The following is a 24,055-nucleotide window of genomic DNA, read 5'->3' on the forward strand; positions in this document are numbered from 1 at the left end:
TTTCTGCGGCGCATGGGGAACAACGTTTCTCGCCATGAGGCGGATGCTCCCGATGATCTACTCCAAGACGCAGAATTTTATTTTCATGAAGACCCGAAAGACGGGCGGTACCAGCGTAGAACTTGTGTTGCGGAGCGTGTGTGGCGCCGCCGACATGGTCACGCCAGTGGATGAACCGAACTTGTGGGGTGTCAGCGCGCAGAATTACATGATGCGGCGGCGCGACTGGCGCTTGAAACATCGCATTCGCTGGACGCTGGGGCTGCGCGCGCCCCGCTTCAGTCCGTTGGTCCCCATTCCGGATCACATCCATGCGGTGGACCTGCGCCGGCATGTGGGGGCTTCGGCGTTCGACGCGGCCTATCGCTTCTCCATCGAGCGCAACCCGTGGGACCGCCAGGTATCCAATTACTTCTGGCAGACCCGCGACCTTGCGCCGGCCGACAAGCCGGCGTTCGAAACCTGGCTCCACTCCGGCGCGCCGGAGGTGCGGGTGGACAATTGGCAGATCTATTCCATCGCCGATCGCATCGTCGTGCATCGGGTGCTTCGCTACGAGCACCTTGAGGAGGACCTGGCGGACCTGGCGCGCGATCGGGGATTGGCGTTGCCGGCCTTGCCCCGCGCCAAGGGACACTTGCGCCCCGCGGGCAGCTATCGCGCCTATTACACGCCGGCCACGCGCGATCTTGTGGCGTCCTGGTACCAGAACGAGGTGGAGGCGTTCGGCTACACCTTCTGAGTGCCGCCGCCGGCAGGCCGGCGGAGCAGGCAAAGAAAAGGCCGGCGGCTCGCGGGAGCCGCCGGCCTTTTGCATGCGGGGTGCCGACGGCCCGGCGCGATGTCAGACCGAGGTGGGGTAGTTCGGGCTTTCGCGGGTGATGAGCACGTCGTGCACGTGGCTTTCGCGCAGGCCGGCGGAGGAGATGCGCACGAAGCGCGCCTTCTCGCGGAATTCCTGCAGGTTGCGGCCACCCACATAGCCCATGGCGGCGCGCAGGCCACCGGCGAGCTGGTGCAGCACCGCGCCCACCGGGCCCTTGTAGGCCACCTGCCCCTCGATGCCTTCCGGCACCAGCTTCAGGGTGTCGCGCACTTCGGCCTGGAAATAGCGGTCGGCGGAGCCGCGCGCCATGGCGCCCACCGAGCCCATGCCACGATAGGACTTGTAGGACCGGCCCTGGTAGAGAAACACCTCGCCGGGGCTTTCATCGGTGCCGGCCAGAAGCGAGCCGACCATGGCGGCGGAGGCGCCGGCCGCCAGGGCCTTTGCCAGGTCGCCGGAATATTTGATGCCGCCGTCGGCCACCACGGGCGTGCCGGTGGCGTGGGCGGCTTCCACTGCGTCCATCACCGCCGTGAGCTGCGGCACGCCCACCCCGGCGACGATGCGGGTGGTGCAGATGGAGCCTGGGCCGATGCCGACCTTGACCGCGTCGGCCCCGGCGTCGATGAGCGCCCGGGCGCCCTCGGCGGTGGCGATGTTGCCGGCCAGGATCTGGGTGGTGTTGGACAGGCGCTTGATGCGGGTCACCTGGTCCAGCACTTTTCGGGAGTGGCCGTGGGCGGTGTCCACCACCACCAGGTCCACGCCGGCGTCGATCAGGCGCTCGGTGCGCTCGTAGCCGTCCTCGCCGACGGTGGTGGCGGCGGCGACCCGCAGGCGGCCCTGCTCGTCCTTGGCGGCGCTGGGATAGGCCACCGCCTTCTCGATGTCCTTGACGGTGATGAGGCCGACGCAGCGATAATCGGCGTCCACCACCAGCAGCTTCTCAATGCGGTTCTGGTGCAGCAGGCGCTTGGCATCGTCCTGGGTGACCTCGCCCTCGCGCACGGTGATGAGCCGCTCCTTGGTCATCAACTCGGCCACGCGCTGGTCCGGATTGTGGGCGAAGCGCACGTCGCGATTGGTGAGGATGCCCACCAACCGGCCGGGCAGGCTGCCGGCGGACCGCTCCACCACCGGAATGCCGGAGATGTCATAGCGCTTCATCAGCGTCAGGGCGTGGGCGAGAGTTTCGTCGGGGTGGATGGTGACCGGGTTCACCACCATGCCCGATTCGTACTTCTTGACGATCTTGACCTGTTCGGCCTGGAGTTCCGGCGTGAGATTGCGGTGGATCACGCCGATGCCCCCCGCCTGGGCCATGGCAATGGCGAGCTTGGCCTCGGTCACCGTGTCCATGGCGGCGGAGATGATGGGCAGGTTGAGGGTGATGGTCTTGGTCAGCCGGGTGACCGTGTCTACCTCGCCGGGCATCACCTCGGAGGCGCCGGGCGTCAGCAGCACGTCGTCGAAGGTGAGCGCCTCGCGGAACAGGCCGCCGGGAGGGGAGAGCAGAGGGGCAGTCATGGCCAACTCCTGTTGGCGAGGCCGGGAAGGGGCGCCGCGCGATGGTGGTCGAGACGGGGCGGCGGCGGTGAACGCCGGCCGTTGTCGCCCGTTTCGAGTTGGCAGTGGCCGATACCACGGGTCTACGACGAAAAGAAGTCCCGTTGCGCAGACTCGGCGCGCAATGGAGCCATGCGCCTGTCACATCTTGCCTCTCCGGCCGCGGATCCGGCCGCCCCGTTGAGTGGTGTCAACGGCGGATCTGGATGAGCGTGTTGTCCGGCCCATGGCTGCGCACCAGGGCAAAGAGCGTGGCGGCGTGGTCCGGGCGCAGGCGGACACAGCCATGGGAGGCGGGCGCGCCAAGCTGGCTCACCGCCAAGCTGCCGTGGATGGCATAGCCGCCGCGGAAAAAGATGGCGTAAGGCATGGGCGAATTATAGTATTTTCGGGAATAATAGCTGCGATGGAGCCGTTGCGGCCGGTAGGCGCCGGTGGGGGTGACATAGCCCCGCCGGGCGGTGGACACCGGCCAGCTGTGGCGCGGAACGCCGTTCACCAGAATGGTCATGCGCTGGGTGGAGAGGTCCACCCGCGCCAGGACGTCGGCCGCCGCCGGCTCCAGCAGCGGGAACATGAGCGCAAGTGCACACAGGACAATGGCGCGGGACAGGCGCGCGCCCCATGCGTGCCGCCGGCCGACACTCCTGGGGCCAGTCCCGCGGCCACGCCTGTCGCCACGCCTGTCGTTCGTCGCGGCCATTCCCGTCATGCCCGGCCCCTCCCGTGTTCAGTGTGGCAGGCCTGTGATGCAATGCAAGCCTGTAGCCGATGCGCCGGGTGCGGTGCGGCACGGGCTGCGGCACGGGCTTGCCCTTCGGCGCTTTGGCGTGCACTTGAAACCGGAGCGCGGATGCCGCGGGCGGAGGGCGAGCCATGGTGATGATGCTGTTGGGCCTGGTGGTGTTCATCGCCATCCATGTGGTGGCGAGCCTGCGCGGTCTGCGCGCCCGCTGCATCGCGGCGGTGGGCGAGGGCGCCTACAAGGGCTTCTTCTCGTTGCTGGCTGGCAGCGGCCTGGCGCTGATCGTCTACGGTTTCGCGCTGTGGCGGGCGGCGGGCGCGGCGGAGGTGTGGACCCCGCCGCTGGCGCTGCGCCATGTCACGCTGCTGTTGATGCTGCTGGCCTCGATCGCCGCCGTCGCGGCCTATGTGCCGAGCCACATCCGCACCGCTCTCAAGCATCCGCTTCTGGTGGCGGTGAAGGCCTGGGCGGTGGGCCACCTGCTGGCCAATGGCGATGCCGCCTCCATGGTGCTGTTCGGCGCGTTCCTGGCGTGGGCGGTGTATGACCGCATCGCCCTGAAGCGGCGCGGCGCACCGGTGCCGCCGGCCCCCGCGGGATGGACCGGCGATGCCCTTGCGGTGGCCGGCGGTGTGGTGCTCTATGGTCTTCTCGCCTTCGTGTTCCATCCCCATGTCATCGGGGTGCCCGTCATGTGAGCGCGGGCGGCGGGCGCGGGTGCGGCCGTTCGACCGGGGCGAGCAGGGGGCCGCGAGGTCCGCACACAAAATTTAGAGGAACGTCATGTCCAGCCAGGCAGACAGCCGCCGCATCACCGCGCCGGAGATCCAGGCCCGCAAGGGCGGCGAGCCCATCGTCTCGCTCACCTCCTACCACGCCCACACGGCGCGCCTGCTCGACCGCCATGTGGATGTGATCCTGGTGGGGGACAGCCTGGGCATGGTGATGCATGGCCTGGAAACCACCGTGCCGGTGACGGTGGAGATGATGATCGTGCATGGCCGGGCCGTGGTGCGCGGCACCCGGCGGGCACTGATCGTGGTGGACCTGCCCTTCGGCAGCTATGAGGCCAGCCCCACCGAGGCCTTCCATACCGCCGCCCGGGTGCTGAAGGAGACCGGCGCCGGCGCGGTCAAGCTGGAGGGCGGCCGCCGCATGGCCGAGACGGTGCGATTCCTGGTGGATCGCGGCGTGCCGGTGATGGGCCATGTGGGCCTCACCCCCCAGGCCATCAACACCCTGGGCTCGTTCAAGGCGCGCGGGCGCGACGATGCGGAGGCCTCCATCATCCTTGACGACGCCCGCGCGGTGGCGGAGGCCGGCGCCTTCTCCATCGTGCTGGAGGCGATCGCCGAGCCGCTGGCCCGCCGCATCACCCAGGAGGTGGCTCCGCCCACCATCGGCATCGGCGGCTCGGCGGCCTGCGACGGCCAGATCCTGGTGCTGGAAGACATGCTCGGCCTGGGCGACCGGGTGCCCAAGTTCGTGAAGAAGTTCGCCAATCTCGGGCCGGAGATCGAGAAGGCGGTGGCGAGCTATGCGGATGAGGTCCGCGCCCGTGTGTTCCCGGGCCCCGAGCACGTCTATGCGCCGCGCCTGGTGCAGAAGGCCAAGGCCTCCTGATCCGGACCGGGCCGGGATTCCCGTGGCCCTCTTCTTTCCAGCCCCCGGGAAAGGCCCGCGCGCCATGGCGCGCGGGCCGGGGTGCGCTGCGTCCTGGGCGTAGCCGGCTCGGGCTCATCCCAGCAGCCGGTGTTCCAGGCGCTGGAGGGCGCGGGCGAACACCTGCGGATCGGCCAGCGCGCGGGCGAGGGTCAGGGCGCCCTGGATGGATGCCAGGGCCTCTTCGGCCAGCGCGTCGGCGTCTGGCCCCGGGTGGCCGGCGCGGCGCAGGGCGTCCGCCAACGCCGCGCGCCAGCGGCTGAAATAGCCCTCGACCTGGGCCGCGAAGCGGTCGCGCTCGGCGCCGAGCGCGAACACGCCCACCAGGCAGACCCGCCTGCCGCTGCGGAAATAGGCCTCCACGCTCGCCAGCATGTCGCGAATGGCGGCGGCGGCCTCCGCGTTCTCGCGCAGCGGCGTGAACACCTGGGTTTCGAACCAGCCGTCGATCTCCGTCAGCACGGCCGCCGCCATCTCCTCCTTGCCGCCCGGGAAGAAGTGATAAAGGCTGCCCTTGCCGAGGCCGGTGGCGGCAGTGATGGCGGCCAGGCTTGCCCCCTCGAAGCCGCGCTCCCGGAACACCTCGGCCAAGGCGGGCAGGGTGTCCGCCCGCTGCATCACGATCCGCGCCATCACAGCCCCAGTTCGGTGAGCCCGGGATGGTCCGCCGGGCGCGGCCCGGCCGGCCACAGGAACTTGCGGTCCTCGGCGCGGATGGGAACGTCGTTGATGGAGGCTTCCCGCCGCCGCATCAAGCCGGCGGCATCGAACTCCCATTGCTCGTTGCCGTGGGAACGGAACCAGGCCCCGGCCGCGTCGTGCCATTCGTATTGAAACCGCACGGCGATGCGGTGGCCGGTAAAGGCCCAGACGTCCTTGATGAGCCGATAGTCCAGCTCCCGCCGCCACTTGGCCTCCAGGAAGGCAACGATGGCCGCGCGCCCGGCGAGGAAATCGGAGCGGTTCCGCCAGCGGCTGTCGGCCGTGTAGGCGAGGGAGACCCGCTGCGGGTCGCAACTGTTCCACGCGTCCTCCGCGAGGCGCGCCTTCTGCGCGGCGGTTGCGGCGGTGAAGGGGGGAAGAGGGGGGCGCTCGATCATCTCTGTGTACCAATCGGTTTTGTATGTACTGAACGGTACGGAAAACGGGAGCGAAGTCAAGGGGCGCGCGGCACCAGGCGAGGGCAGGACGCGCGGCACGGCGCCGGCACCGGCGCGGCCACGGGGCCAAGCGCTGGGCCAAGCACTGGGCCAACCACCGGGCCAAGCGGGGGGGGTAGAGGCCAGGGAGCCGGGCCAGGGCGCCGGCAGCGCGCAAAGGCGGGGCGTGGGGCCGGGGACCGTTCGCGGCGCGAATCGGCTATCGGTGCCGGCGCCGGTCCGCTTCGTCCGGCGCGGAGCCTTTCGCGCGAGGTCGCTTGCGTTTAGGCTGTGCGCGCCGGTCGCCTGCGACCGCTGTGGCATTCAGAACTTCGGCGAGGACCAGTGCGTTACGTTTCCACCCGCGGTGAAGCCCCGGCCCTGTCATTTTCCGATGCCCTGCTCGCGGGTCTCGCCCGCGACGGCGGCCTCTATGTGCCCGAGAGCTGGCCCACCCTGTCGGCGGACGCCATCGCCGCGCTGGCGGGCAAGCCTTACGCTGCCGTGGCCAAGGCGGTCATCGCCCCGTTCGTGGCCGACACGCTGCCCGAGCGCGCCCTCGACCTGATGATCGCCGATGCCTATGCGGGCTTTCGCCATCCGGCGGTGACGCCGCTGGTGCAGGTGGCGCCGAACCGCTTCGTGCTGGAGCTGTTCCACGGGCCCACGCTGGCGTTCAAGGATGTCGCCATGCAGCTGCTGGCGCGGCTGATGGACCATGTGTTGTCCGCCCGCGGCGCGCGCGCCACCATTGTCGGCGCCACCTCCGGCGACACCGGCAGCGCCGCCATCGAGGCGTTCCGCTCGTCCGACGCGGTGGACGTGTTCATCCTGTACCCGCACGGCCGCGTGTCCGAGGTGCAGCGCCGCCAGATGACGACGGTGGCCTCGCCCAACGTGCACGCCATCGCCGTGGAGGGCACGTTCGACGATTGCCAGGGCCTGGTGAAGGCCATGTTCAACCACCACAGCTTCCGCGACCAGTTGGCCCTGGCGGGGGTGAACTCCATCAACTGGGCGCGCATCGTCGCCCAGGTGGTCTATTATTTTTATGCCGCCACAGCGCTCGGGGCGCCCCATCGCGAGGTGTCGTTCGTGGTGCCCACCGGCAATTTCGGCGACATCCTCGCCGGCTGGGTGGCCAAGAAGATGGGCTTGCCCATCCGCGACCTTGCCATCGCCACCAATGTCAACGACATCCTGGTGCGCACCCTCGACACCGGCCGCTACGAGGTGAAGGGTGTGACGCCCTCCCTCTCGCCGTCCATGGACATCCAGGTGTCGTCCAATTTCGAGCGCCTGCTGTTCGACGCGGTGGACCGCGACGCCGCCGTCATCCGCCAGCTGATGGCCTCGCTCGCCCAGTCCGGCAGCTTCACTCTGCCCCTTGACGCGCGCGCCGCCATCGCTGCCGATTTCACCGCCGCCCGCGCCGACGAGCCCGAGACCAGCGCCACCATCGCCCGGTTCTACAAGAGCGCCGGCTACCTGGTGGATCCGCACACGGCGGTCGCCCTCACAGTCGCCGACAAGGTGGAGCACGCCGCCAGGGTGCCGCAGGTGGTGCTGGCCACCGCCCATGCGGCCAAGTTCCCCGACGCGGTGGCCGCCGCCACCGGCCATCGTCCTCCCCTTCCGCCCCACATGGCGGATCTTCTGACCCGGCGGGAAACCGTCACCGTGCTGCCCAACGACCTTGCCGCCGTGGAGGGCTTCATCCGCGCCCACGCCCGCATCGCCACCGGCGCGGCGGCCTGAGGCGCATCATGGGTGTGAAGCTCTCGACCCTCGACAACGGCATCACCGTCGTCACCGACGCCATGGACCATCTGGGCACGGCCTCGCTCGGCATCTGGGTGGGCACGGGCGCCCGCGACGAGCAGGAGGACGAGCACGGCATCTCCCACCTGCTGGAGCACATGGCCTTCAAGGGCACCCGCCGCCGCACCGCCCGCCGGATCGCGGAGGAGATCGAGCAGGTGGGCGGCGACATCAACGCCGCCACCTCGGTGGAGCAGACCAGCTACAATGTGCGTGTGCTGGGCGAAGATGTGGGCCTGGGCCTCGACATCCTGGCCGACATCCTCACCGAGCCGGCCTTCGCCGCCGACGAGCTGGCGCGCGAGAAGAACGTGATCGTCCAGGAGATCGGCGCGGTTCAGGACACGCCCGACGACCTGGTGTTCGACCTGTTCCAGGAACAGGCCTTTCCCGGCCAGGCGCTGGGCCGCTCCATCCTCGGCACGCCGGAGACCGTGCGTGGCTTCAACCGGCAGCAGCTCGGCGCCTATCTCGGGCGCACCTACAGCGGCCCGCGCATGGTGGTGGGCGCCGCCGGGGCGGTGGATCATGACCAGGTGGTGGCGGAGGCGGCCCAGCGCCTGGCCACCATCGGCGGCGCAGCCAAGCCAGCCCTGCCCCCAGCCGCCTATGCCGGCGGCATCCAGCTCACGCCCCGGGAGCTGGAGCAGGTGCATGTCCTGATCGGGCTGGAGGGGTGCTCCTATCTCGATCCCGGCTATCACGCGCTGCAGGTGCTCACCAACGTGCTGGGCGGCGGCATGTCCTCGCGCCTGTTCCAGGACGTGCGGGAAGAGCGGGGGCTCTGCTATTCCATCTACGCCTTCCATTGGAGCTATGCCGACACCGGGCTGTTCGGCGTCTATGCCGGCACCGATACCGGCGACGTGGGCGAGTTGTCGGAGGCGGTCATCGACCAGTTGTTCGCGGCGGGGGAGACCGTCACCGAGGTCGAGGTGGCCCGGGCCAAGGCGCAGATGAAGGTGGGCCTGCTGGCGGCGCTGGAAAGCTCAGGCGCCCGCGCCGATCAGCTGGCGCGGCAGATCCTGGGCTTCGGCCGCATCATCCCGGTGGATGAGATCGTCGCCAAGGTGGAGGCGGTGGATGTTGCGGCAGTGCGGCAGGCGGCGCACACTCTGGTGGCGCGGGGGCGGCCCACCCTCACCGCTTTGGGGCCCAAGGCCGGCCTGGAGCCGGCCGCCCGCGCGGTGGAGCGCTTGAAGGCCTGAGCGGCGGGGGCTTGCCCGGCGCTTGCGAGACGCCCATCGGCGCCCGGTCGCGGGCCGGCGCCGGGGGCATGGGGACGAACCGGAGAGGCTTCGAGACCGTCGATCATGTGGCCGCTGACCACGCTGTTCGCGCCGGAATTCCTGCCGACCATCGAAGGCGAGAGGGTGTATCTGCGCGTGCCGCAGATGAAGGACTTTCCGGCATGGCGCGACCTGCGGTCGGCGAGCCGGGCCTTCCTCACCCCTTGGGAGCCGGTGTGGCCGGCGGATGATCTGAGCCGCGGCGCCTTTCGCCGGCGCCTGCGCCGCTACGCCCGGGATATGCTCGCGGACGAGGCCTACCCCCTGCTGGTGTTCCGCCAGTCCGACCACCAGCTGCTGGGTGGGCTGACCCTGTCCAACGTGCGGCGCGGTGTCTGCCAGGCGGCCAGCCTCGGCTATTGGATGGGCGCGCCGTTCGCGGGGCAGGGCTATATGAAGGCGGCGGTGACGGCGCTGCTGCCCGTGGCCCACGAGGTGCTGCACCTGCACCGGGTGGAGGCGGCGTGCATGCCCAGCAACCAGCCCTCCATCAGCCTGCTGGAGGGGTGCGGCTTCGCCCGCGAGGGCTATTCGCGCGAGTATCTGTGCATCAATGGCACGTGGGAAGACCACCTGATGTTCGCCCGCCTGCGCCATGACGCCCTGCGCCCGCTGCACCGGCCACGGCAGAGCGTGGCGGCGCTGTAGACACGGCGCCCCGCGACGTCGTCCGGGATGTCGGGGCTCAGTTGGCGGGGCGGCCGGCGTCGGCCGGCAGCGGCGCGGCGGGCTTCACCAGCTTCTCGATCACGGTGTGGACTGCGGCGCCGGACCTGTGGCTCTTCACCGCCTCCAGCAGCGGCTGGGCGGCGCCGGAGCGCTCGATGAGGCTGACCGGATCGGCCATGATACGCGGTGCGCTCCAGGGGCCTTCCACCACGAACGGCAGCGAGATGTCGTGCGGCTCTCCCGCCTTCGGCCCGGCCTTGAGGCTGGCCTCGCCGGCCATGTCGAGGGTGCGCTGGGCAACATCGATGGTGCCGTCCAGGTCGAGATGGATCTGCTTTCCGTCGATGGACATGTCGTCGATGGTGGCGAGCCCGTGGCGCAGGCTGGCCCGCGCCACCAGCGCCGAAAAGGGCGTGCGGCCGCCGCGCGGATCGGCTGCGCCGGACAGGGGCCGGCGCTCGATGCGCCGCAGCACCTGGGCCACGTCGAAACCCACCAGGCTGCCGCCGCTGCTGGAGAGGGCGACGCTGCCCGTGAGGCCCTGCGCGATGTCCTGGACGCTGCGCCCCTCGCTCTGCAGATCGAACTGGAGCGTGCCGCTGCCCTCGAACAGGCCGACGCCGGCAATGTCGTCCAGCGCCCGCTCCAGGGAGATGTCGGCGCATTCCGCCTCCACGCGCAGGGACAGGCCGGTTCCGTCGGCGCCGCGACCGGGCCAGTTCGGGCTGAGGGTGGCGGTGCCGCGCAGCATGCCGTTCCAGCCGCTGGTCTGCCCGAGCGCCAGCACCAGCCGACCGCTGGTGAGCACCGCGCTCGCGGCAACGGTGGTGAAGGTGGCGGTCTCGGCGACCACCTGGCCGGCGGACAGGCGCAGGTCCAGGTCGACGGCATCGAGGGCGGACAGGTCCAGCGGATCGCGCGACCACTCGCGTCCGTTGTCCCCGGTCAGCCGCATCTGGCCGTAGGGCGTGAGGCTCAGGCGCTCGGCGGCGAGCGTGCCCTGGATCACCGGCCGGTTGCCGCCGAGCTTCACCAGGAGGCCGCCTTCGCCGCGATTGCCGTCGAGATCCAGCTGGGTGTCGGTGAGGGAGAGGGTTTCTCCATCCAGCGCAAGGCGGGAGTTGAGGGTGAAGGCGCCGAAGCCGCGGCTGGTGGGCGCGGGGACCCGCACCCAGTCCAGCAGCGCGCGCAGCGAATCGGCATCGGCGGTCACCGTGCCGTCCGCAGCGGGCCGGGCGGAATAGCTGGCCTGGCCGCGAAAGCGCATGCTGGCGAGATCGGAGACCAGGGCGGCACGGGTCGGGGTCGCCACGCCGCTGAGGAAGGCCTTCACGTCGTCGACGGAGAGACTCGCCTCCACCACCACGTCGCGCCAGTCGAATACCACGCTGACCGTCATGCCGCGCCCGCCGATGACCCGGTCGAACCGGCCGACGATGCCGCTGACCAGTTCCCGGGTGAGGCCGCTTTCCGAGCGCCAGGCGATGGTGCCGTCCACCACGCGCAGCTCCGGCCCGTGGGCGGCGGCCAGGAACGGAACGATGCCGAGCTGAGGCAGCCGCTGATCGCCGGTGAGCACCAGGGAGGGGCTTTGAAGCGTCACGTCGGAAATGGCGAGACGCCCGAACAGCAGCGGCCACAGGCTGATACGGCTCACCACCGCGTCCGCGTCGAGGGACTGGCCGTGCGGCAGGCTGAACGTGACCTTGCGCAACTCCACGCGCGGGGAGGGCAGGAGCCGGAGCACCGGATCACCGGAAATGGTGACGCCCTGTTCGGTGGTGCCGGCCACGGCGGCGATGGCGGCGCGGCGCAGGTCCGCGGCGGGCACGAGCAGCGGCAACAGCACCGTCGCGGCCGCCAGCGCCGCAAGGGCGAGGCCGCCGGCGGCCGCGGCGACCAGCGCGACGCGGCGGGTGTTTTCGCGCAGTCTCAACATCCACTCTCGATCGATTGGATTTCGGGGCGTCGGTACCCCTGCCGGCGGTCCGGTCGGGCCTCCGGCGGGCGCAAGACTGTCGGCTACCCGAGGTGAATGCCGCAGCGAGCGAGCCTCCCCCAGGATCAATTCTGGCTGGCGGCACCTTCCAGAGTCTCTGTGTCGCTTTCATGGCCTGGAGGATGGCCATGGCGAAGCGGGGCGGCCGGGATCGGGACGCAAAAAAGCCCGGCGCGAGGCCGGGCTTTCCTGTCACGACCGAAATCGGAGCGAACTCAGTCTTCGTCGAGCTCGCCGATGTGGTGCTGCGCGTACAGCGGCAGGCCGAGCTTGGCGACCAGATCAAGCTGGGTCTCAAGGAAGTCGATGTGACCTTCCTCGTCCGCCATCAGCTCCTCGAACAGGTCGCGGCTGGGATAGTCCTTCACCGAATGGCAGTAGGTGGCTGCCTCCTGGTAGAGGGCGCGGGCGTCGAGCTCGGCGGCGAGATCGGCGTCGAGGATTTCCTTCACGTCCTGGCCGATCCGCAGCGGATCAAGCACCTGCATGTTGGGGAAGCCATCGAGGAAGAGAATGCGGTCGGTGAACTTGTCGGCGTGCACCATCTCTTCGATGGACTCGGCGCGCCACTTCTTGGCCAGCGCCTTGTAGCCCCAGTTGTCCAGCATGCGATAATGGAGCCAGTACTGATTGATGGCGGTCAGTTCCGAACGCAGACCTCTGTTGAGGTATTCGATGACTTTCGGATCGCCCTTCATGATCTGCTCCTCATGCCTGAAACGGCATTTTCCCTGGTTTCTTTAAAACGGTCTTAGATCAGTTCTAATCTAAAATCAATACTGGGAAACCGCCCGCGCCGGAGTGTGGCTCCGGGGCGGGCGGCGGATTCCAACAGCGATCGGGGTCCTATTCGGCGGCCACCAGGCCCGTCAAGCCCGCCACCGCGCAGTCCTCGGCGCACTGGCCGCAGCCGTGGGCCTGGGCCTGATCCATGAGCGCGCGGATGGTGCGGGCGCAACGGCCGCACTGCGGGGAACAGCCCAGGCAGCGATAAACCTCGCCGGGGGTGCGCATGCCTTGTGACGAGCCGGCGATCGCGTCGAGAACCTGACGGTCTGAAAAGACATTGCACGAACAAACGATCATGGTAATGCCCAAATCAAAGCGATTGGAAAGCGTCTAAAAACTGCTTCTGATTATCAATTTACGCAGAAATGGTGCGTCGCAGTCAACCGTTGAGAGTGGCGGCGGAGTGTTTCAGAGGAGGTCTAAGGTACGACCGGTCCGGCCTGCCGTACTTGCGCACCGCGCGATGGCCCTGGCGGGCGCGCGGTGGTGTCTGAGTGCTAGCGCGGCAGGGTCAGCTGCGCGGTCATGCCCTTGGCGATGCCGCGGCGCAGCGCGAAGGTGGCGCCCAGCGCGTGGGCCTCGTCCACCAGGCGGGCCATGCGCAGAGGCCGCCCGGCGCGGCTGAAGCGGTCGGTGCCGGGCGAGGGGGCGAGGGGCGCGCGGGCGGCGGCCTCATCCACCTCGTCCACCGGCGGGCCGGCGTCGCTCACCTGCAGCACCACCGGCGCCCCCCCGTCATGATCGTCGCACAGCAGCGACACGATGATCGCGGTGTGGGGGGGCGCGGCGTCCAGGGCGTCTTCGAGAATGAGGCGGACCAGCCGCGCCAGCCGCGCCGGCCGGGTCGCGATCCGTGGAACGTCGTCGATGTCGGTCCGCACGCTGACATGGCGCCGTCGGGCCCGTGCCAGGGCGAACGCCACCGCGGCGCTGACCAGCGGCGCCGGCGCCGTCGGTTCCCGTTCGCCCTCCGCCAGCGGCGCCGCCAGGGCGCCCAGGTCGTCGATGCACTTCTGCACCGTGGCCAGCGCCGCGTGCACGGCGGGCGGCAGGGCCACGGCATCGTCGGGTGCATAAGCGGCGAGGGTCGAGAAGGATGGGCCGAGGCTTTCCGACAGGCGCCGCGCGACCATGTGCAAGGCGGCTTCCGGGAGCGTGGTGTCGAGCGGCGCGCCGGGTGCGGCCCTCTCGGTCTCCGCGCGCGGGGCTTGGGGCGCTCCGGCGCCCTCCACCGGGGCCGCGCCGCCCGCGGGGCTTGCAGCTTCGCCCGGCTTGGCGTCCGATCGGGTCTCGGCGCGCGGCTCCGGACCCAGCACCAGGCACATCTGTCCGGTGTCCTCGCCCACCGGAGCCAGCCCGGCGAGGGCGTGGAAGGCGCCGCCGCCGTTGGGGCGGAGCAGCAGCACCCGGGGGCGCCGCCCGCCCGGCCGGGCGCGGGCGCGGTCGAGCCAGCCCACGGCTTCACCGCGGCCTTCGGGTGCCAGGACGGTGGTGATGGGTTGGCCTTCCAGTTCCGTCGCCGGAAAGCCCAGGCGTTCGCTCGCGGCATGGTTGGCGAACAGGATGCGGTGGGCGTCGCCGATGAGCAGCACCGGCCACGGCACGAGATCCAGGGCGGCGCGGCGCGGATCGACGGCGGATTCCACCTGCGCGGACGCGGCCTCGCGCCGGCGCAGCACGTGCAGGCGGGCGTCGGGAGCGTGGAACGGGGCGTCCACCATCCGCGCCTCGACTGGCAGATGATCGCCGTCCGCAGTCAGGAGGGTGCCGTCGCCGTCGTCGCCGGTGGTCAGCACGTGGGGCACGCCGCCGACGGCGCGCACGGCGTCGACATCCGGCCAGCCGGTCCATTCCAGGAAGGCGCGGTTGGCGTGCACCAACTGGTCCGCGTCCTCCAGCAAAGTGGCGAGGGGCAGGGTGTCGAGGATGGCCCCGGAGGAGGCGGCGGTTTCGGCCGGCTCGGGAGGGGGCGGTGGTGTCGGGGCCGGCGGTGTCTGGGCCGGCGGGCGGGCATCGGCGCGCATGGCCGCCTCGAGCGTGCGGCCGATCTCGTCGAAATAAGTGCTCTCGCGGGGGGTCAGGCCGCTGAAGGCCACTACGTTGGAAGGCGTCTGGCGCGGCGCCGGCGGATGCGGGGCGGCGGGCGGCGGCGGCCACGACCCGGCTTCGGCGGCAACCGGTGCCGCCGGTGCGGGGCCGTCGGGACCGGCGCGCCAGCGGCGCAGGACGCCGAAGCCCCGCGTCGCCAGCCGGCGGCGGGAGGCATCGAACAACGGCACGCCGCCCAGCTCCAGTTCGATCACCACCGGTCCCGGCACGGTGACATGGACGCCGGAGAAGGCGGCGCCGCGCGCCAGGGCGTCGGCGGCGGCATGGCCGGAAACGATCCGGCCGGCCGCCTCCAGTTCCGGAAAGGTGGCGCCGAGCCAGGCATCGGCGCCGGCGCCGAGCGCCGATGCCAGCGCCGCGGAGAACGAGCGCAGCCGGTCGTCGGCGTCGGTCTCAAAGGTGAAGCGCAGCGCCGGATCGAGGGCTTCGAGCGTGACCGCCGGGCCGGGCGCGGGCTGGCGCGCCTCCACCGCCAGCGCCGGATCGTCGCGGAAGGCGGCGGGATCGGCGAACAGGGCCATGGGCGCGCCGTCGATGTCCAGAAGCTGGGCGCGGAACAGGCGGGGGGTCAGGCTGCGCGGCAGCCGCAGCCGCACCAGGGCCGCCGGCCGGCCGCCCCCGAGGGCGCGCGCGGCTTCCGCCACCTGGGGCGGCGGGGCCCGCTCCGGGCCCATGCCGAGCCGGGCGCCGGCGGCGGTGGCGGCGAGGATGGCGCTGCTGGAGACATCCACCAGGAAGGAGGGCAGGTCCTCCTGGCGCAGGGGCGCAAGGCGGGGGTCCGACAAGTCGAGCGCGCGGGCCTTCGTCTCCGTCATCATGTCCCGTCCGCAATGACCGCCGGAGCCCGGCGGTCTCATGAATCCCAGTGCTTGGCCGAACATGGGCCAAATGGGTTAACATGGACGCAATCGCGGGCACTTTCCGTCCTTTTCATGTTGGCACAGTATGGATGGAGCATATTACACTGTCGCCGGGGCAGCCGTCAGGGCCGTTCCCAACGCCCGAGGAGCAACCACCATGACGAAGTTCGGTCCGAATCTGGAACTGCCGTCCGAAGTGCGCGCCATCGCCGAGAAGAACGTGGCGCAGGCCAGGGAGGCCTTTGAGACATTGTTCAAGAACACCCGCGAGGCCGTGGGGGACAACGAAGGCCACCTGGAGGAAGTGCGCGCCGGCGTCACCGACCTGCGGCAGAAGGCGCTGGGCCTGGTGGAGGCCAATGTGGAGGCCGGCTTCGACTTCCTGCAGAAGCTGGTGTCCGCCAAGACCCCGCAGGAGGCCTTGACCCTGCAGGCCGAGTTCCTCTCCAGCCAGGTGCAGAAGGTGGCTGATCAGGCCAAGGAACTGAGCAGCGACGCGAAAAGCCTGGGCGAGACCACCGCCCGCGCCCTGGACGAGCGCGCCAAGGCGTTGGCGGAGCGGGTCCGGGAACTGTCCGCCGCCGCCGCCCAGAGCGCCCAGAGCGCCGCCGCGGACCTCCGGAGCGTGAGTGAAAGCGTGATCAATGAAGCCAAGGCCAAGGCTGGTCAGGCACTCGACCCAGGGCGGAAGGCTTGACGCGCGTTTACCTCGGTTTTTGTTTCTTATTGTGCGGCGCGAGATTGTTTTTGCGCCGCATCTCACCTTGAGCTATGTATTGAACCCGTCGAGGCAAGACTCCGTATAACTCCAGCTCGTGACTGGTTTTCAACGGTCCGGGAGCCTTCCGTCTGCGGGGAGGGGGCCCTTCGGAACGAGAAACTGGCCGGGAGGCTTGCCGCTTGTGCGAAATCCCCCCTGCGCGGCCCGAGGATGATATGAGCGACTCCTTCATCAAGGCATACCAGGACCAGATCGAAGCAGCGAAGAAGGCGTTTTCGGCCAATGGCATTCCGCCGGTCGAGGTGCCGCCGGCCGTGCGCGAGATCGCCGAGAAGGGTCTTGCCACCCTGCGCGAGAATTACGACAAGCTGAAGGTCTCCGCCGACCAGGTGAACGCGGCCCTGGAGGACACCTACACCACCGCCAGCAAGGGCGTGGCGGAATACAATTCCAAGGTGCTCGAGGCGGTGCAGTCGAACGTGAACTCCACCTTCGACTATTTCAACGCCCTGCTGCAGGCGAAGAGCGTGGCCGAGGCGGTGGAGCTCTCCACCAGCCACGCCCGCAAGCAGTTCGAGACCGTGAGCGGCCAGACCAAGGATCTCACCGCGCTGGCGCAGAAGGTGGCGGCCGAGTCGTCCGAGCCGATCAAGAGCACGGTCGAGAAGAGCACCCGCCCGGTCGCCTGAGGCCCGGCGCGTCGGCCTCGGCCCACCCCGCACATGGAGGGCGCCCGTCTCGGGCGCCCTTTTTATTTGACCTGCCGTTTATTTGACCTGCCGTCGTCCCCGGCCGGGTGTCAGGTCAACTCCCGCATGGCGGCGTCGATTCCCTCCACGGTGAGGGGGAACATGCGGTTGTCCAGGATGTGGCCGATCAGGCGGATGGAATCGGTGTAGCCCCAGTGGGCCTGTGCCACCGGGTTGAGCCATACCGCGTGGGGATAGGTCGCCAGCAGCCGGTCCAGCCACACCTTGCCCGGCTCGGGGTTGTTGTGCTCCACCGAGCCGTTCGCATACATGATTTCGTAGGGGCCCATGGAAGCATCGCCCACGAAGATCAGCTTGTAATCGCTGGCATAGGTGTGCAGCACGTCTTGCAGAGCGATGCGCTCGCTGGCGCGGCGAGTGTTGGAGCGCCACACGCTCTCATAGACGCAATTGTGGAAATAGAAATGCTCCAGGTGCTTGAACTCGGAGCGCGCGGCCGAGAACAGCTCCTCGCATTGGGCGATGTGCCAGTCCATGGAGCCGCCGACGTCGAGGAACAGCAGCACCTTCACCGCATTGCGCCGTTCGGGCCGCAGCTTCACGTCGAGATAGCCGGAGCGGGCAGTCTCGCGGATGGTGCCATCGATGTCGAGTTCCTCGGCGGCGCCCACCCGGGCGAACTTGCGCAGGCGGCGCAGCGCCACCTTGATGTTGCGGGTGCCGAGTTCCACCTGGTCGTCGAGATCCTTGAACTCGCGCTTGTCCCACACCTTCACCGCGCGGAAGTTGCGATTGCCGTCCTGGCCGATGCGCACCCCCTCGGGATTGTAGCCGTAGGCGCCGAAGGGGGAGGTGCCGCCGGTGCCGATCCACTTGTTGCCGCCCTGGTGGCGCTCCTTCTGCTCCTTCAGCCGCTCGGCCAGGGTGTCCAGCAGCTTGTCGAGTCCGCCGAGCGCCTCGATCTGCTTCTTTTCCTCCTCGGTCAGGTGCTTTTCGGTGAGTTTGCGCAGCCAGTCCTGCGGGATGGCATGGCCGTCCTCCCCCAGCGCCGCTTCCAGGCCCTTGAAGCAGTGGCCGAACACCTGGTCGAACTTGTCCAGGTGCCGCTCGTCCTTCACCAGGCTGGCGCGGGCGAGATAATAGAAGGTTTCCACCTGTCGCCCGGCCAGGTCGCGGTCCATGGCCTCCATGAGGGTCAGGTATTCGCGCACGGACACCGGCACGCCCGCCGTTTTCAGGGCTTCGAAGAATGCGATGAACATGGCGCCCGGTCCTCCCGCGCGGAGTGAAGCACGAGCCGGCAGCCAGCGCCACCGGCCGTCCGTTCAGGTGGACAGGATGGCCCGCTCGGCCCCGTCGAGCACCAGGCAGGTGAGGCGCCCGCTGGCGAAGGCGCCGGTGTCGATGCCGATGCGATTGCTGCGCACCTCCGGTTCCGCAACCGGGGTGTGGCCATGCACCACCACATGCTCGAACGGCTCGCCATGGTCCAGGAAGGCGTGGCGAATCCACAGGCAGTCGTGCCGGGTCTGGGCCTCGACCGGTACGCCCGGCCGCAGCCCGGCATGCACGAACAGATAGTCGCCGCAGACATGGGTGGTGCCGAGCCCGCGCAGGAAATCGATGTGGGACTCCGGCATGGCGCCGCGCCAGCGATGCCACAGGTAGCGGTCCTCCACGTCGTCGGCGGTCGCGGCCAGCCGGGGCAGGTAGGACAGCGCCGCCGCCCGGCCGCCGACCCTGAGCCAATGGATGAAGGCATCGTAGGTCCGATACGCCTCCAGCATCAGTTCCTCGTGGTTGCCCGAAAGGCAGATGGCCCCCTGGCGGGCCTGTCGCCGCAACAGGGTGTCGAGCACGCCGGCGGTGGCCGGGCCGCGATCCACATAGTCGCCGAGATAGATTTCCCGGTGGGCGCGGCCGGGATGGGCGGCCTGGTCCTGCTCCATCTGCCGCAGCAGGTTTTCCAGCAGGTCGAGATGGCCATGGATGTCGCCCACCGCATAGACCCTCACGCCCTCGGCCACGCGGGGAGGCCCGTCCGTGGCCACGGGCGCGCCGTTCATGCCTTGCCGCACAATGCCCATGGGTGGTCCGTCTCCCGGTTGCGCACTGCATCATAGGGCCAGAACCAAGCCGGCTACAGCAGCGAAATCGCCTCCTCCGCCCCCGTGGCCGCCAATCGCGCGGCGGTGTCGGGTCATGGCACTATGGCAGGATGGCACGGGTGGAATCACCGGCGCGGGGCCTGCGCGCGGCCGGGCGGAGGGGGCGGCATGGCGTTCGACAGCACGGCGGTGGCCATCATTTTCGAGGCGCTGTTCGGGTATCCGGCGGCTCTGGTGCGGACCATCGGGCATCCCGTCACCTGGATCGGCGCGCTGATCGCCCGGCTGGACCGGGTCTGGAACCAGCCTGCGTTCAGCGATCGCCGGCGCCGGCTGCTGGGAGTGGCGACGGTGGCGGTGCTGGTGCTGGTGGCGGCGGGGCCGGCGCTGATCCTGGAGGAAGGGCTGCGGGCGGTGCCGTTCGGCTGGATCGCCGTCGGCCTTCTCGGCAGCACCCTGATCGCCCAGCGCTCGCTCCATTGGCATGTGGCGGCAGTGGCCACGGCGCTGGAAACCGGCGGGCTGGAGGCCGGGCGCCAGGCGGTGGGCCACATCGTGGGGCGTGATCCGCAGCGGCTGGACGAGGCGGGGGTCGCCCGCGCCGCTATCGAGAGCCTGGCCGAGAACTTCTCGGACGGCATCGTCGCGCCCACCCTGTGGCTGTGCGTGGGCGGGCTGGCTGGCGGCGCCGCCTACAAGGCGCTCAACACTGCCGACAGCATGATCGGCCACCTCACCCCCCGCCACGCCGCGTTCGGGTGGGCGGCGGCGCGGACCGATGACTATGTGAACCTGCCGGCCTCGCGGCTCGCCGGCGGGCTGCTGATCGCGGCGGCGGCGCTGCTGCCGGGCGCCTCGCCGCGCGCGGCCTATGCGGCCATGGTGCGCGATGCCCCGCGCCACCGCTCGCCCAATGCCGGCTGGTCCGAGGCGGCCATGGCCGGGGCGCTGGGCCTCAAGCTCAACGGGCCCAAGGTCTATGGCGGCGTGCTCACCGAGGACGCGGTCATGGGCGATGGCCGGCGCGAGGCGACGGCGGCCGACATCCGCACCGCCCTGCGGCTCTACCGGCGGGCCGACGGGCTCCTGATGGCGCTGGTGGTGGCGGGGGCGCTGCTGGCCTGGGCGCTGTGAGGGATCAGCCGCCCTTCACCGTCATCGGCAGGCCGGCCACCATGAACAGCACCGTGTCCGCCTGCCGGGCCACGATCTGGTTGAGCCGACCGGCGGCGTCGCGGAAGCGGCGGGCCAGGGCATTGTCGGGCACGATGCCGAGGCCGACCTCGTTGGCGACGCAGACGGTCAGCCCGGGCCGGCGGCTCAGTGCCGACAGCAGCGCGGCGCCTTCCGCCTCCAGGTCGTGTTCGGCCAGGAGGTGATTGGTGAGCCACAGGGTCAGGCAGTCCACCAGGGCCGGCTGGCCGGCCGGCAGGGCCGCCAGCGCCGCGGCGAGCGCCAGCGGCGCATCGTGGGTGTGCCAGCCGTCGCCGCGCTGGGCCCGGTGCAGGGCGATGCGCTCCGCCATCTCGCGGTCCAGCGCCTCGGCGGTGGCGAGATAGGCCCAGGGGCCGGGCGTGGCGGTGACGATTCGCTCGGCATGGCCGCTCTTGCCGGAGCGGGCGCCGCCGAGCACCAGGATGAGCCGGCTCATCGCCGCGCCCCGGCGCGGCGGCGGCCGGCGCGCCCCTCTCCGGCGCGTGCGCCGCCCGCCTCGCCGGACGGTGGCGTTTCACCGGGTTTCGTCCCATTCATGGCCGTGCCTCCCCGCCTGTTGGGCGTGCACAGTAGCGGCGCGCGCGGCGTGCGCAACGCGGCGTGAAATTTGTGCACCGGCGCCGGACCCGCCCGGGGCTATACTGCGCGACAGGATCAGCACCCGGAGACCCCCGTCCATGGCGGCCGAGCTCACGCTGGACTGGCTGTCGCGCCTCGTCGGCTTCGACACCACCAGCCGCAATTCCAACCTGCCCCTGGTGGAGGCGGTGGAAGCGTTCTTCCACGCCCGCGACGTGGCCTTCGAGCGGGTGGAGGATGCGGCCCAGGGCAAGGCCGCCCTCATCGCCACCATCGGCCCGCGCGACGTGCCCGGCATCGTGCTGTCCGGCCATACCGACGTGGTGCCCGTGGACGGCCAGGAGTGGACGGCCGATCCCTTCACCCTGACCGCCCGCGACGGCCACCTTTACGGGCGCGGCGCCTGCGACATGAAGGGCTTTCTCGCGGTCTGCCTGGGCCTGGTGCCGGAGATGCAGGCACGGGCGCTGAAGCGCCCGATCCACTTGGCGCTGTCCTATGACGAGGAGGTGGGCTGCCTGGGGGTGCGCCCGCTGCTCGCCCATATGGTGGCCAGCGGTTACCGGCCGCAGGGCTGCATCGTCGGCGAGCCCACCTTGATGCAGGTGGTGGTCGGCCACAAGGCGAAGCGGTCGCTGCGCACCCTCGTCACCGGGCGGGGGGGCCATTCCTCCCGGGCGCCGGAGCTGGTCAACGCGGTGGAGGCGGCCGCCCTCATCGCTGCCCGAATCGTCGCCCTTGGCGTCCGCCTCGGGGGCGGGCGCAGCGATCCGCTGTACGACATCCCGGTGTCCACCACCCATGTGGGCACGCTGCACGGCGGAACGGCGCTCAACATCGTGCCCGACCACGCGGCGATGGACTGGGAGATTCGCGCCCTGCCGGAGGAGGACATCGACGCCCTGGTGGCGGAGATCGTCGATTACGCCCGCACCGAGCTGGAACCGGCCATGAAGGCCAGGGCGCCGGAAGCGGGAATCGAGTTCCGCGTCAAGGCGGCGTTTCCCGGCCTGTCGGCCGATCCCGGCGCGCCCATCACCACCCTGGCCAAGCGCTGGGCCGGACGCAACGACCACGCCAAGGTCGCCTATGGCACCGAGGCGGGGCTGTTCGTGGAAATCGGCGACATCCCGACCGTGGTGTGCGGACCCGGCTCCATCGTCCAGGCCCACCAGCCGGACGAATATATCGCCGTGTCCCAGATCGAGGCGTGCGAGGATTTCGTGCGCAAGGTCATCGACTATTGCGCCTGAGCGCCGGGCTCACGCCCTGGCGACGGAGGGCAGGAGCGCCTCGCGACCGGCTGTGGTTCCCCCTGTTCCGGCACGCGGCGCCTTATGCGCCGCCCTCGGCCGCCAGTCCGAAGGGGCCAACCGGCGTGCAAACCTCAACGCTTCGCCCGCGCCGAAGCCGGGGGCGGCGGGGCCGGCCTGGGGTTCTCCGCCCGCCGTCCAATGCGTCCGCTCGTCGCCGGCGATGCGACCTGTGAACTCCTCGGGGGGCCACCGGGGTCTGTGCCGCCGCCGGGGCGAGGGGGCGCCGGACGCCATCGGGTGTCCCTTGCAGCGCGGACGGTGAGGACGGGCAGGGTGTTGCCCCCTCTTGGCGTCATCTGCCCGCTCTTGCCCTGAGGCGGGGAGGCCGGCAGGGCACGCGCCCGCCGGTCAGTTTCGGGCCTTGGCGACCAGGGCGGAAGTGGAGCGGCCCTCAACCAGGGGCACCAGGGCGACACGGCCGCCCCAGCTTTTCACCAGGTCGCCGCCCACCACCTGGTCCTCGCGATAATCGGCGCCCTTCACCACCACGTCCGGCTTCAGCGCGGCGATGGCCTCATAGGGGGTGTCCTCGTCGAACAGCACCACCAGGTCGACGCAGCGCAGCGCCCCCATCACCCGGGCGCGGGCCGCTTCGTCCTGCACAGGGCGGCTCGCGCCCTTCAGCCGGCGCACCGAGGCATCGGTGTTGAGCGCCACCACCAGCCGGTCGCCCTCGCGCGCGGCGGCTTCCAGCAGCGCCACATGGCCCGGGTGGAGGAGATCGAAACAGCCATTGGTGAACACCACCCGCGCTCCGGCATCGCGCCAGCCGGCGATGATGCCGGCGGCCTGCGCGCGGCTGACCAGCGCGCCTTCCTCGGCCCCCTCCGGCACGCTGGCATCGAGGGCAGCGGCCACCTCGGCGCGGCTCACCACCGCGGTGCCGACCTTGCCCACCGCCACGGCGGCGGCGGCATTGGCATAGTGCACCGCGGTCTCGAGCGGATGGCCTGCCGCCAGCGAGACCGCCAGCGCCGCCAGCGCCGTGTCGCCGGCGCCGGAGACGTCGAACACCTCCCGCGCCTTGGCCGGCACATGCAGCACCCGCCCGTCGCGCCGCCACAGGGTCATGCCCTTCTCGGCCCGGGTCACCAGCACGTCGCCGCCGAACTGGGCGGCCGCGGCCTGTGCGGCCAGCGCCGCCTCGGCGTCGGTGGTGTCGGGCCGGCCGGTGGCGGCGGCCAGCTCCAGCCGGTTGGGGGTGACGAGGCTGGCGCCGCGATAGGCCTCGAAGGTGCGGCGCTTGGGATCGACGATCACCGGAATGCCGGCGGCGTGCGCGGCGGCGATGGTGGCGGCGATGACGCTGTCGGCCAGCACCCCCTTGGCATAGTCGGAGAGCACCACCACCCGGCTGCCGGCGACCGCCGCCGCCGCCGCCGCTGCCAGGGCGCCGAGGGTGGCTGGGCTGGGCGGGGCCTGGGTTTCCGCGTCGATGCGCACGATCTGCTGGCGCCCGCTCATGACCCGGGTCTTGGTGATGGTGGGGCGGGCCGGGTCGGCCACCAGCCGCGACAGGTCGATGCCGGGATAGGGCGCGAGCGCGCCGGCGAGGGCGGCGGCCTCGGCGTCGGTTCCCACCAGGCCCACCAGCGTCACGTCGGCGCCCAGGGCGGCGGCGTTGGCGGCCACGTTGGCGGCGCCGCCGGGCACGATGCGCTCGGCGCCATGCACCAGAACCGGGACCGGCGCCTCGGGCGAGATACGCGAGACCGAGCCGACGATGTAGCGATCCACCATCACATCGCCGACGACGGTGATGCGCGGCGCGCCTTGATCAACCATGCTGGACATCCGCTAGAGCATTTTCAGGCGACGTGGAGACCGGTTCGCGGGAGGAAAATGCGTCAAACCAATAGCCTGGAGCATTTTCAGCACGGGCTTGAACCGGCGTTGCGCCCGAAATTGCGTTGAACCGAGAGCCCGGCGGCT

General features: G+C 70.4%; 22 protein-coding genes. 10 read left to right on the forward strand and 12 right to left on the reverse strand.

Annotated elements, in window-relative coordinates; genetic code table 11:
• Positions 1-166: 166 nt before the first annotated feature.
• The gene (locus tag V5F53_RS02985) at positions 167-742 is read left to right on the forward strand and encodes a hypothetical protein (RefSeq protein WP_393996981.1); all 576 of its coding nucleotides are present in this window, start codon (positions 167-169) and stop codon (positions 740-742) included.
• A gap of 102 nt (positions 743-844) precedes the next feature.
• Here the strand turns inward: V5F53_RS02985 and guaB are convergent, their stop codons facing one another.
• Positions 845-2,353 carry an IMP dehydrogenase gene (guaB, locus tag V5F53_RS02990; RefSeq protein ID WP_393996982.1) on the reverse strand — a complete coding sequence of 503 codons (1,509 nt, stop codon included), beginning with the start codon at positions 2,351-2,353 and terminating at the stop codon, positions 845-847.
• Positions 2,354-2,582: 229 nt separating this feature from the next.
• Complete coding sequence (locus V5F53_RS02995) at positions 2,583-2,969, reverse strand: L,D-transpeptidase (protein WP_393996983.1); 387 nt, start codon at positions 2,967-2,969, stop codon at positions 2,583-2,585.
• Between the two features lie 299 nt (positions 2,970-3,268).
• On the opposite strand from V5F53_RS02995, the gene V5F53_RS03000 reads away from it, so the two are divergent.
• Both V5F53_RS03000 and panB read left to right on the forward strand, forming a co-directional pair.
• Positions 3,269-3,835, forward strand: coding sequence for an NnrU family protein (locus tag V5F53_RS03000; protein WP_393996984.1), 567 nt, complete (start codon positions 3,269-3,271; stop codon positions 3,833-3,835).
• An 85-nt stretch (positions 3,836-3,920) separates the two neighbouring features.
• Complete coding sequence (gene panB, locus V5F53_RS03005; protein WP_393996985.1) at positions 3,921-4,760, forward strand: 3-methyl-2-oxobutanoate hydroxymethyltransferase; 840 nt, start codon at positions 3,921-3,923, stop codon at positions 4,758-4,760.
• Between the two features lie 114 nt (positions 4,761-4,874).
• On the opposite strand, the gene V5F53_RS03010 is transcribed toward panB, so the two are convergent.
• Positions 4,875-5,432, reverse strand: a complete 558-nt coding sequence (locus tag V5F53_RS03010; RefSeq protein ID WP_393996986.1) for a TetR/AcrR family transcriptional regulator — start codon at positions 5,430-5,432, stop codon at positions 4,875-4,877.
• Positions 5,432-5,899, reverse strand: coding sequence for a nuclear transport factor 2 family protein (locus V5F53_RS03015; protein WP_393996987.1), 468 nt, complete (start codon positions 5,897-5,899; stop codon positions 5,432-5,434). The genes V5F53_RS03010 and V5F53_RS03015 overlap by 1 nt, the downstream gene beginning before the upstream one ends.
• Before the next feature lie 384 nt (positions 5,900-6,283).
• On the opposite strand from V5F53_RS03015, the gene thrC reads away from it, so the two are divergent.
• The 3 genes from thrC (at position 6,284) to V5F53_RS03030 (ending at position 9,696) form a co-directional block, all read left to right on the forward strand.
• Entirely contained in the window at positions 6,284-7,696 is a 1,413-nt protein-coding gene (thrC, locus tag V5F53_RS03020) for a threonine synthase (RefSeq protein WP_393996988.1), read from the forward strand.
• Positions 7,697-7,704: 8 nt separating this feature from the next.
• The gene (locus V5F53_RS03025; protein ID WP_393996989.1) at positions 7,705-8,967 is read left to right on the forward strand and encodes a M16 family metallopeptidase; all 1,263 of its coding nucleotides are present in this window, start codon (positions 7,705-7,707) and stop codon (positions 8,965-8,967) included.
• Between the two features lie 105 nt (positions 8,968-9,072).
• Positions 9,073-9,696, forward strand: a complete 624-nt coding sequence (locus V5F53_RS03030) for a GNAT family N-acetyltransferase (protein ID WP_393996990.1) — start codon at positions 9,073-9,075, stop codon at positions 9,694-9,696.
• Positions 9,697-9,733: 37 nt separating this feature from the next.
• Here V5F53_RS03030 and V5F53_RS03035 read toward each other — a convergent pair whose 3' ends face one another.
• The 4 genes from V5F53_RS03035 to V5F53_RS03050 form a co-directional block, all read right to left on the reverse strand.
• Positions 9,734-11,656 (reverse strand): AsmA family protein, encoded by a 1,923-nt coding sequence (locus V5F53_RS03035; protein WP_393996991.1) that lies wholly within the window; start codon positions 11,654-11,656, stop codon positions 9,734-9,736.
• A 275-nt stretch (positions 11,657-11,931) separates the two neighbouring features.
• Positions 11,932-12,414, reverse strand: a complete 483-nt coding sequence (bfr, locus tag V5F53_RS03040) for a bacterioferritin (protein ID WP_393996992.1) — start codon at positions 12,412-12,414, stop codon at positions 11,932-11,934.
• A 148-nt stretch (positions 12,415-12,562) separates the two neighbouring features.
• Positions 12,563-12,802 carry a (2Fe-2S)-binding protein gene (locus tag V5F53_RS03045; RefSeq protein ID WP_393996993.1) on the reverse strand — a complete coding sequence of 80 codons (240 nt, stop codon included), beginning with the start codon at positions 12,800-12,802 and terminating at the stop codon, positions 12,563-12,565.
• A gap of 200 nt (positions 12,803-13,002) precedes the next feature.
• Positions 13,003-15,432, reverse strand: a complete 2,430-nt coding sequence (locus V5F53_RS03050; protein WP_393996994.1) for a PAS domain-containing protein — start codon at positions 15,430-15,432, stop codon at positions 13,003-13,005.
• 199 nt (positions 15,433-15,631) lie between these two features.
• Here V5F53_RS03050 and V5F53_RS03055 point away from each other — a divergent pair, with 199 nt between their 5' ends.
• Positions 15,632-16,171: a phasin family protein gene (locus V5F53_RS03055; RefSeq protein WP_393996995.1), complete on the forward strand. Its 540-nt coding sequence runs from the start codon at positions 15,632-15,634 to the stop codon at positions 16,169-16,171.
• A gap of 239 nt (positions 16,172-16,410) precedes the next feature.
• Positions 16,411-16,884 carry a phasin gene (locus V5F53_RS03060; protein ID WP_393996996.1) on the forward strand — a complete coding sequence of 158 codons (474 nt, stop codon included), beginning with the start codon at positions 16,411-16,413 and terminating at the stop codon, positions 16,882-16,884.
• 110 nt (positions 16,885-16,994) lie between these two features.
• Here the strand turns inward: V5F53_RS03060 and V5F53_RS03065 are convergent, their stop codons facing one another.
• Both V5F53_RS03065 and V5F53_RS03070 read right to left on the reverse strand, forming a co-directional pair.
• On the reverse strand, positions 16,995-18,167 hold the full coding sequence (locus V5F53_RS03065) for a vWA domain-containing protein (protein ID WP_393996997.1): 1,173 nt from the start codon (positions 18,165-18,167) through the stop codon (positions 16,995-16,997).
• A 63-nt stretch (positions 18,168-18,230) separates the two neighbouring features.
• Complete coding sequence (locus V5F53_RS03070) at positions 18,231-18,971, reverse strand: metallophosphoesterase family protein (protein ID WP_393996998.1); 741 nt, start codon at positions 18,969-18,971, stop codon at positions 18,231-18,233.
• A gap of 210 nt (positions 18,972-19,181) precedes the next feature.
• On the opposite strand from V5F53_RS03070, the gene cbiB reads away from it, so the two are divergent.
• A complete protein-coding gene (cbiB, locus tag V5F53_RS03075) occupies positions 19,182-20,147 on the forward strand; it encodes an adenosylcobinamide-phosphate synthase CbiB (protein WP_393996999.1) in 966 nt (321 codons plus the stop codon).
• Between the two features lie 4 nt (positions 20,148-20,151).
• Here the strand turns inward: cbiB and cobU are convergent, their stop codons facing one another.
• Positions 20,152-20,664 (reverse strand): bifunctional adenosylcobinamide kinase/adenosylcobinamide-phosphate guanylyltransferase, encoded by a 513-nt coding sequence (cobU, locus tag V5F53_RS03080; protein WP_393997000.1) that lies wholly within the window; start codon positions 20,662-20,664, stop codon positions 20,152-20,154.
• A 241-nt stretch (positions 20,665-20,905) separates the two neighbouring features.
• On the opposite strand from cobU, the gene argE reads away from it, so the two are divergent.
• Positions 20,906-22,060 carry an acetylornithine deacetylase gene (gene argE, locus V5F53_RS03085; RefSeq protein ID WP_393997001.1) on the forward strand — a complete coding sequence of 385 codons (1,155 nt, stop codon included), beginning with the start codon at positions 20,906-20,908 and terminating at the stop codon, positions 22,058-22,060.
• Positions 22,061-22,471: 411 nt separating this feature from the next.
• Here argE and rfaE1 read toward each other — a convergent pair whose 3' ends face one another.
• Complete coding sequence (gene rfaE1, locus V5F53_RS03090; protein ID WP_393997002.1) at positions 22,472-23,908, reverse strand: D-glycero-beta-D-manno-heptose-7-phosphate kinase; 1,437 nt, start codon at positions 23,906-23,908, stop codon at positions 22,472-22,474.
• Positions 23,909-24,055 lie beyond the last annotated feature (147 nt).

This window comes from Xanthobacter cornucopiae, from assembly GCF_043195065.2.
Lineage (GTDB): Bacteria > Pseudomonadota > Alphaproteobacteria > Rhizobiales > Xanthobacteraceae > Xanthobacter.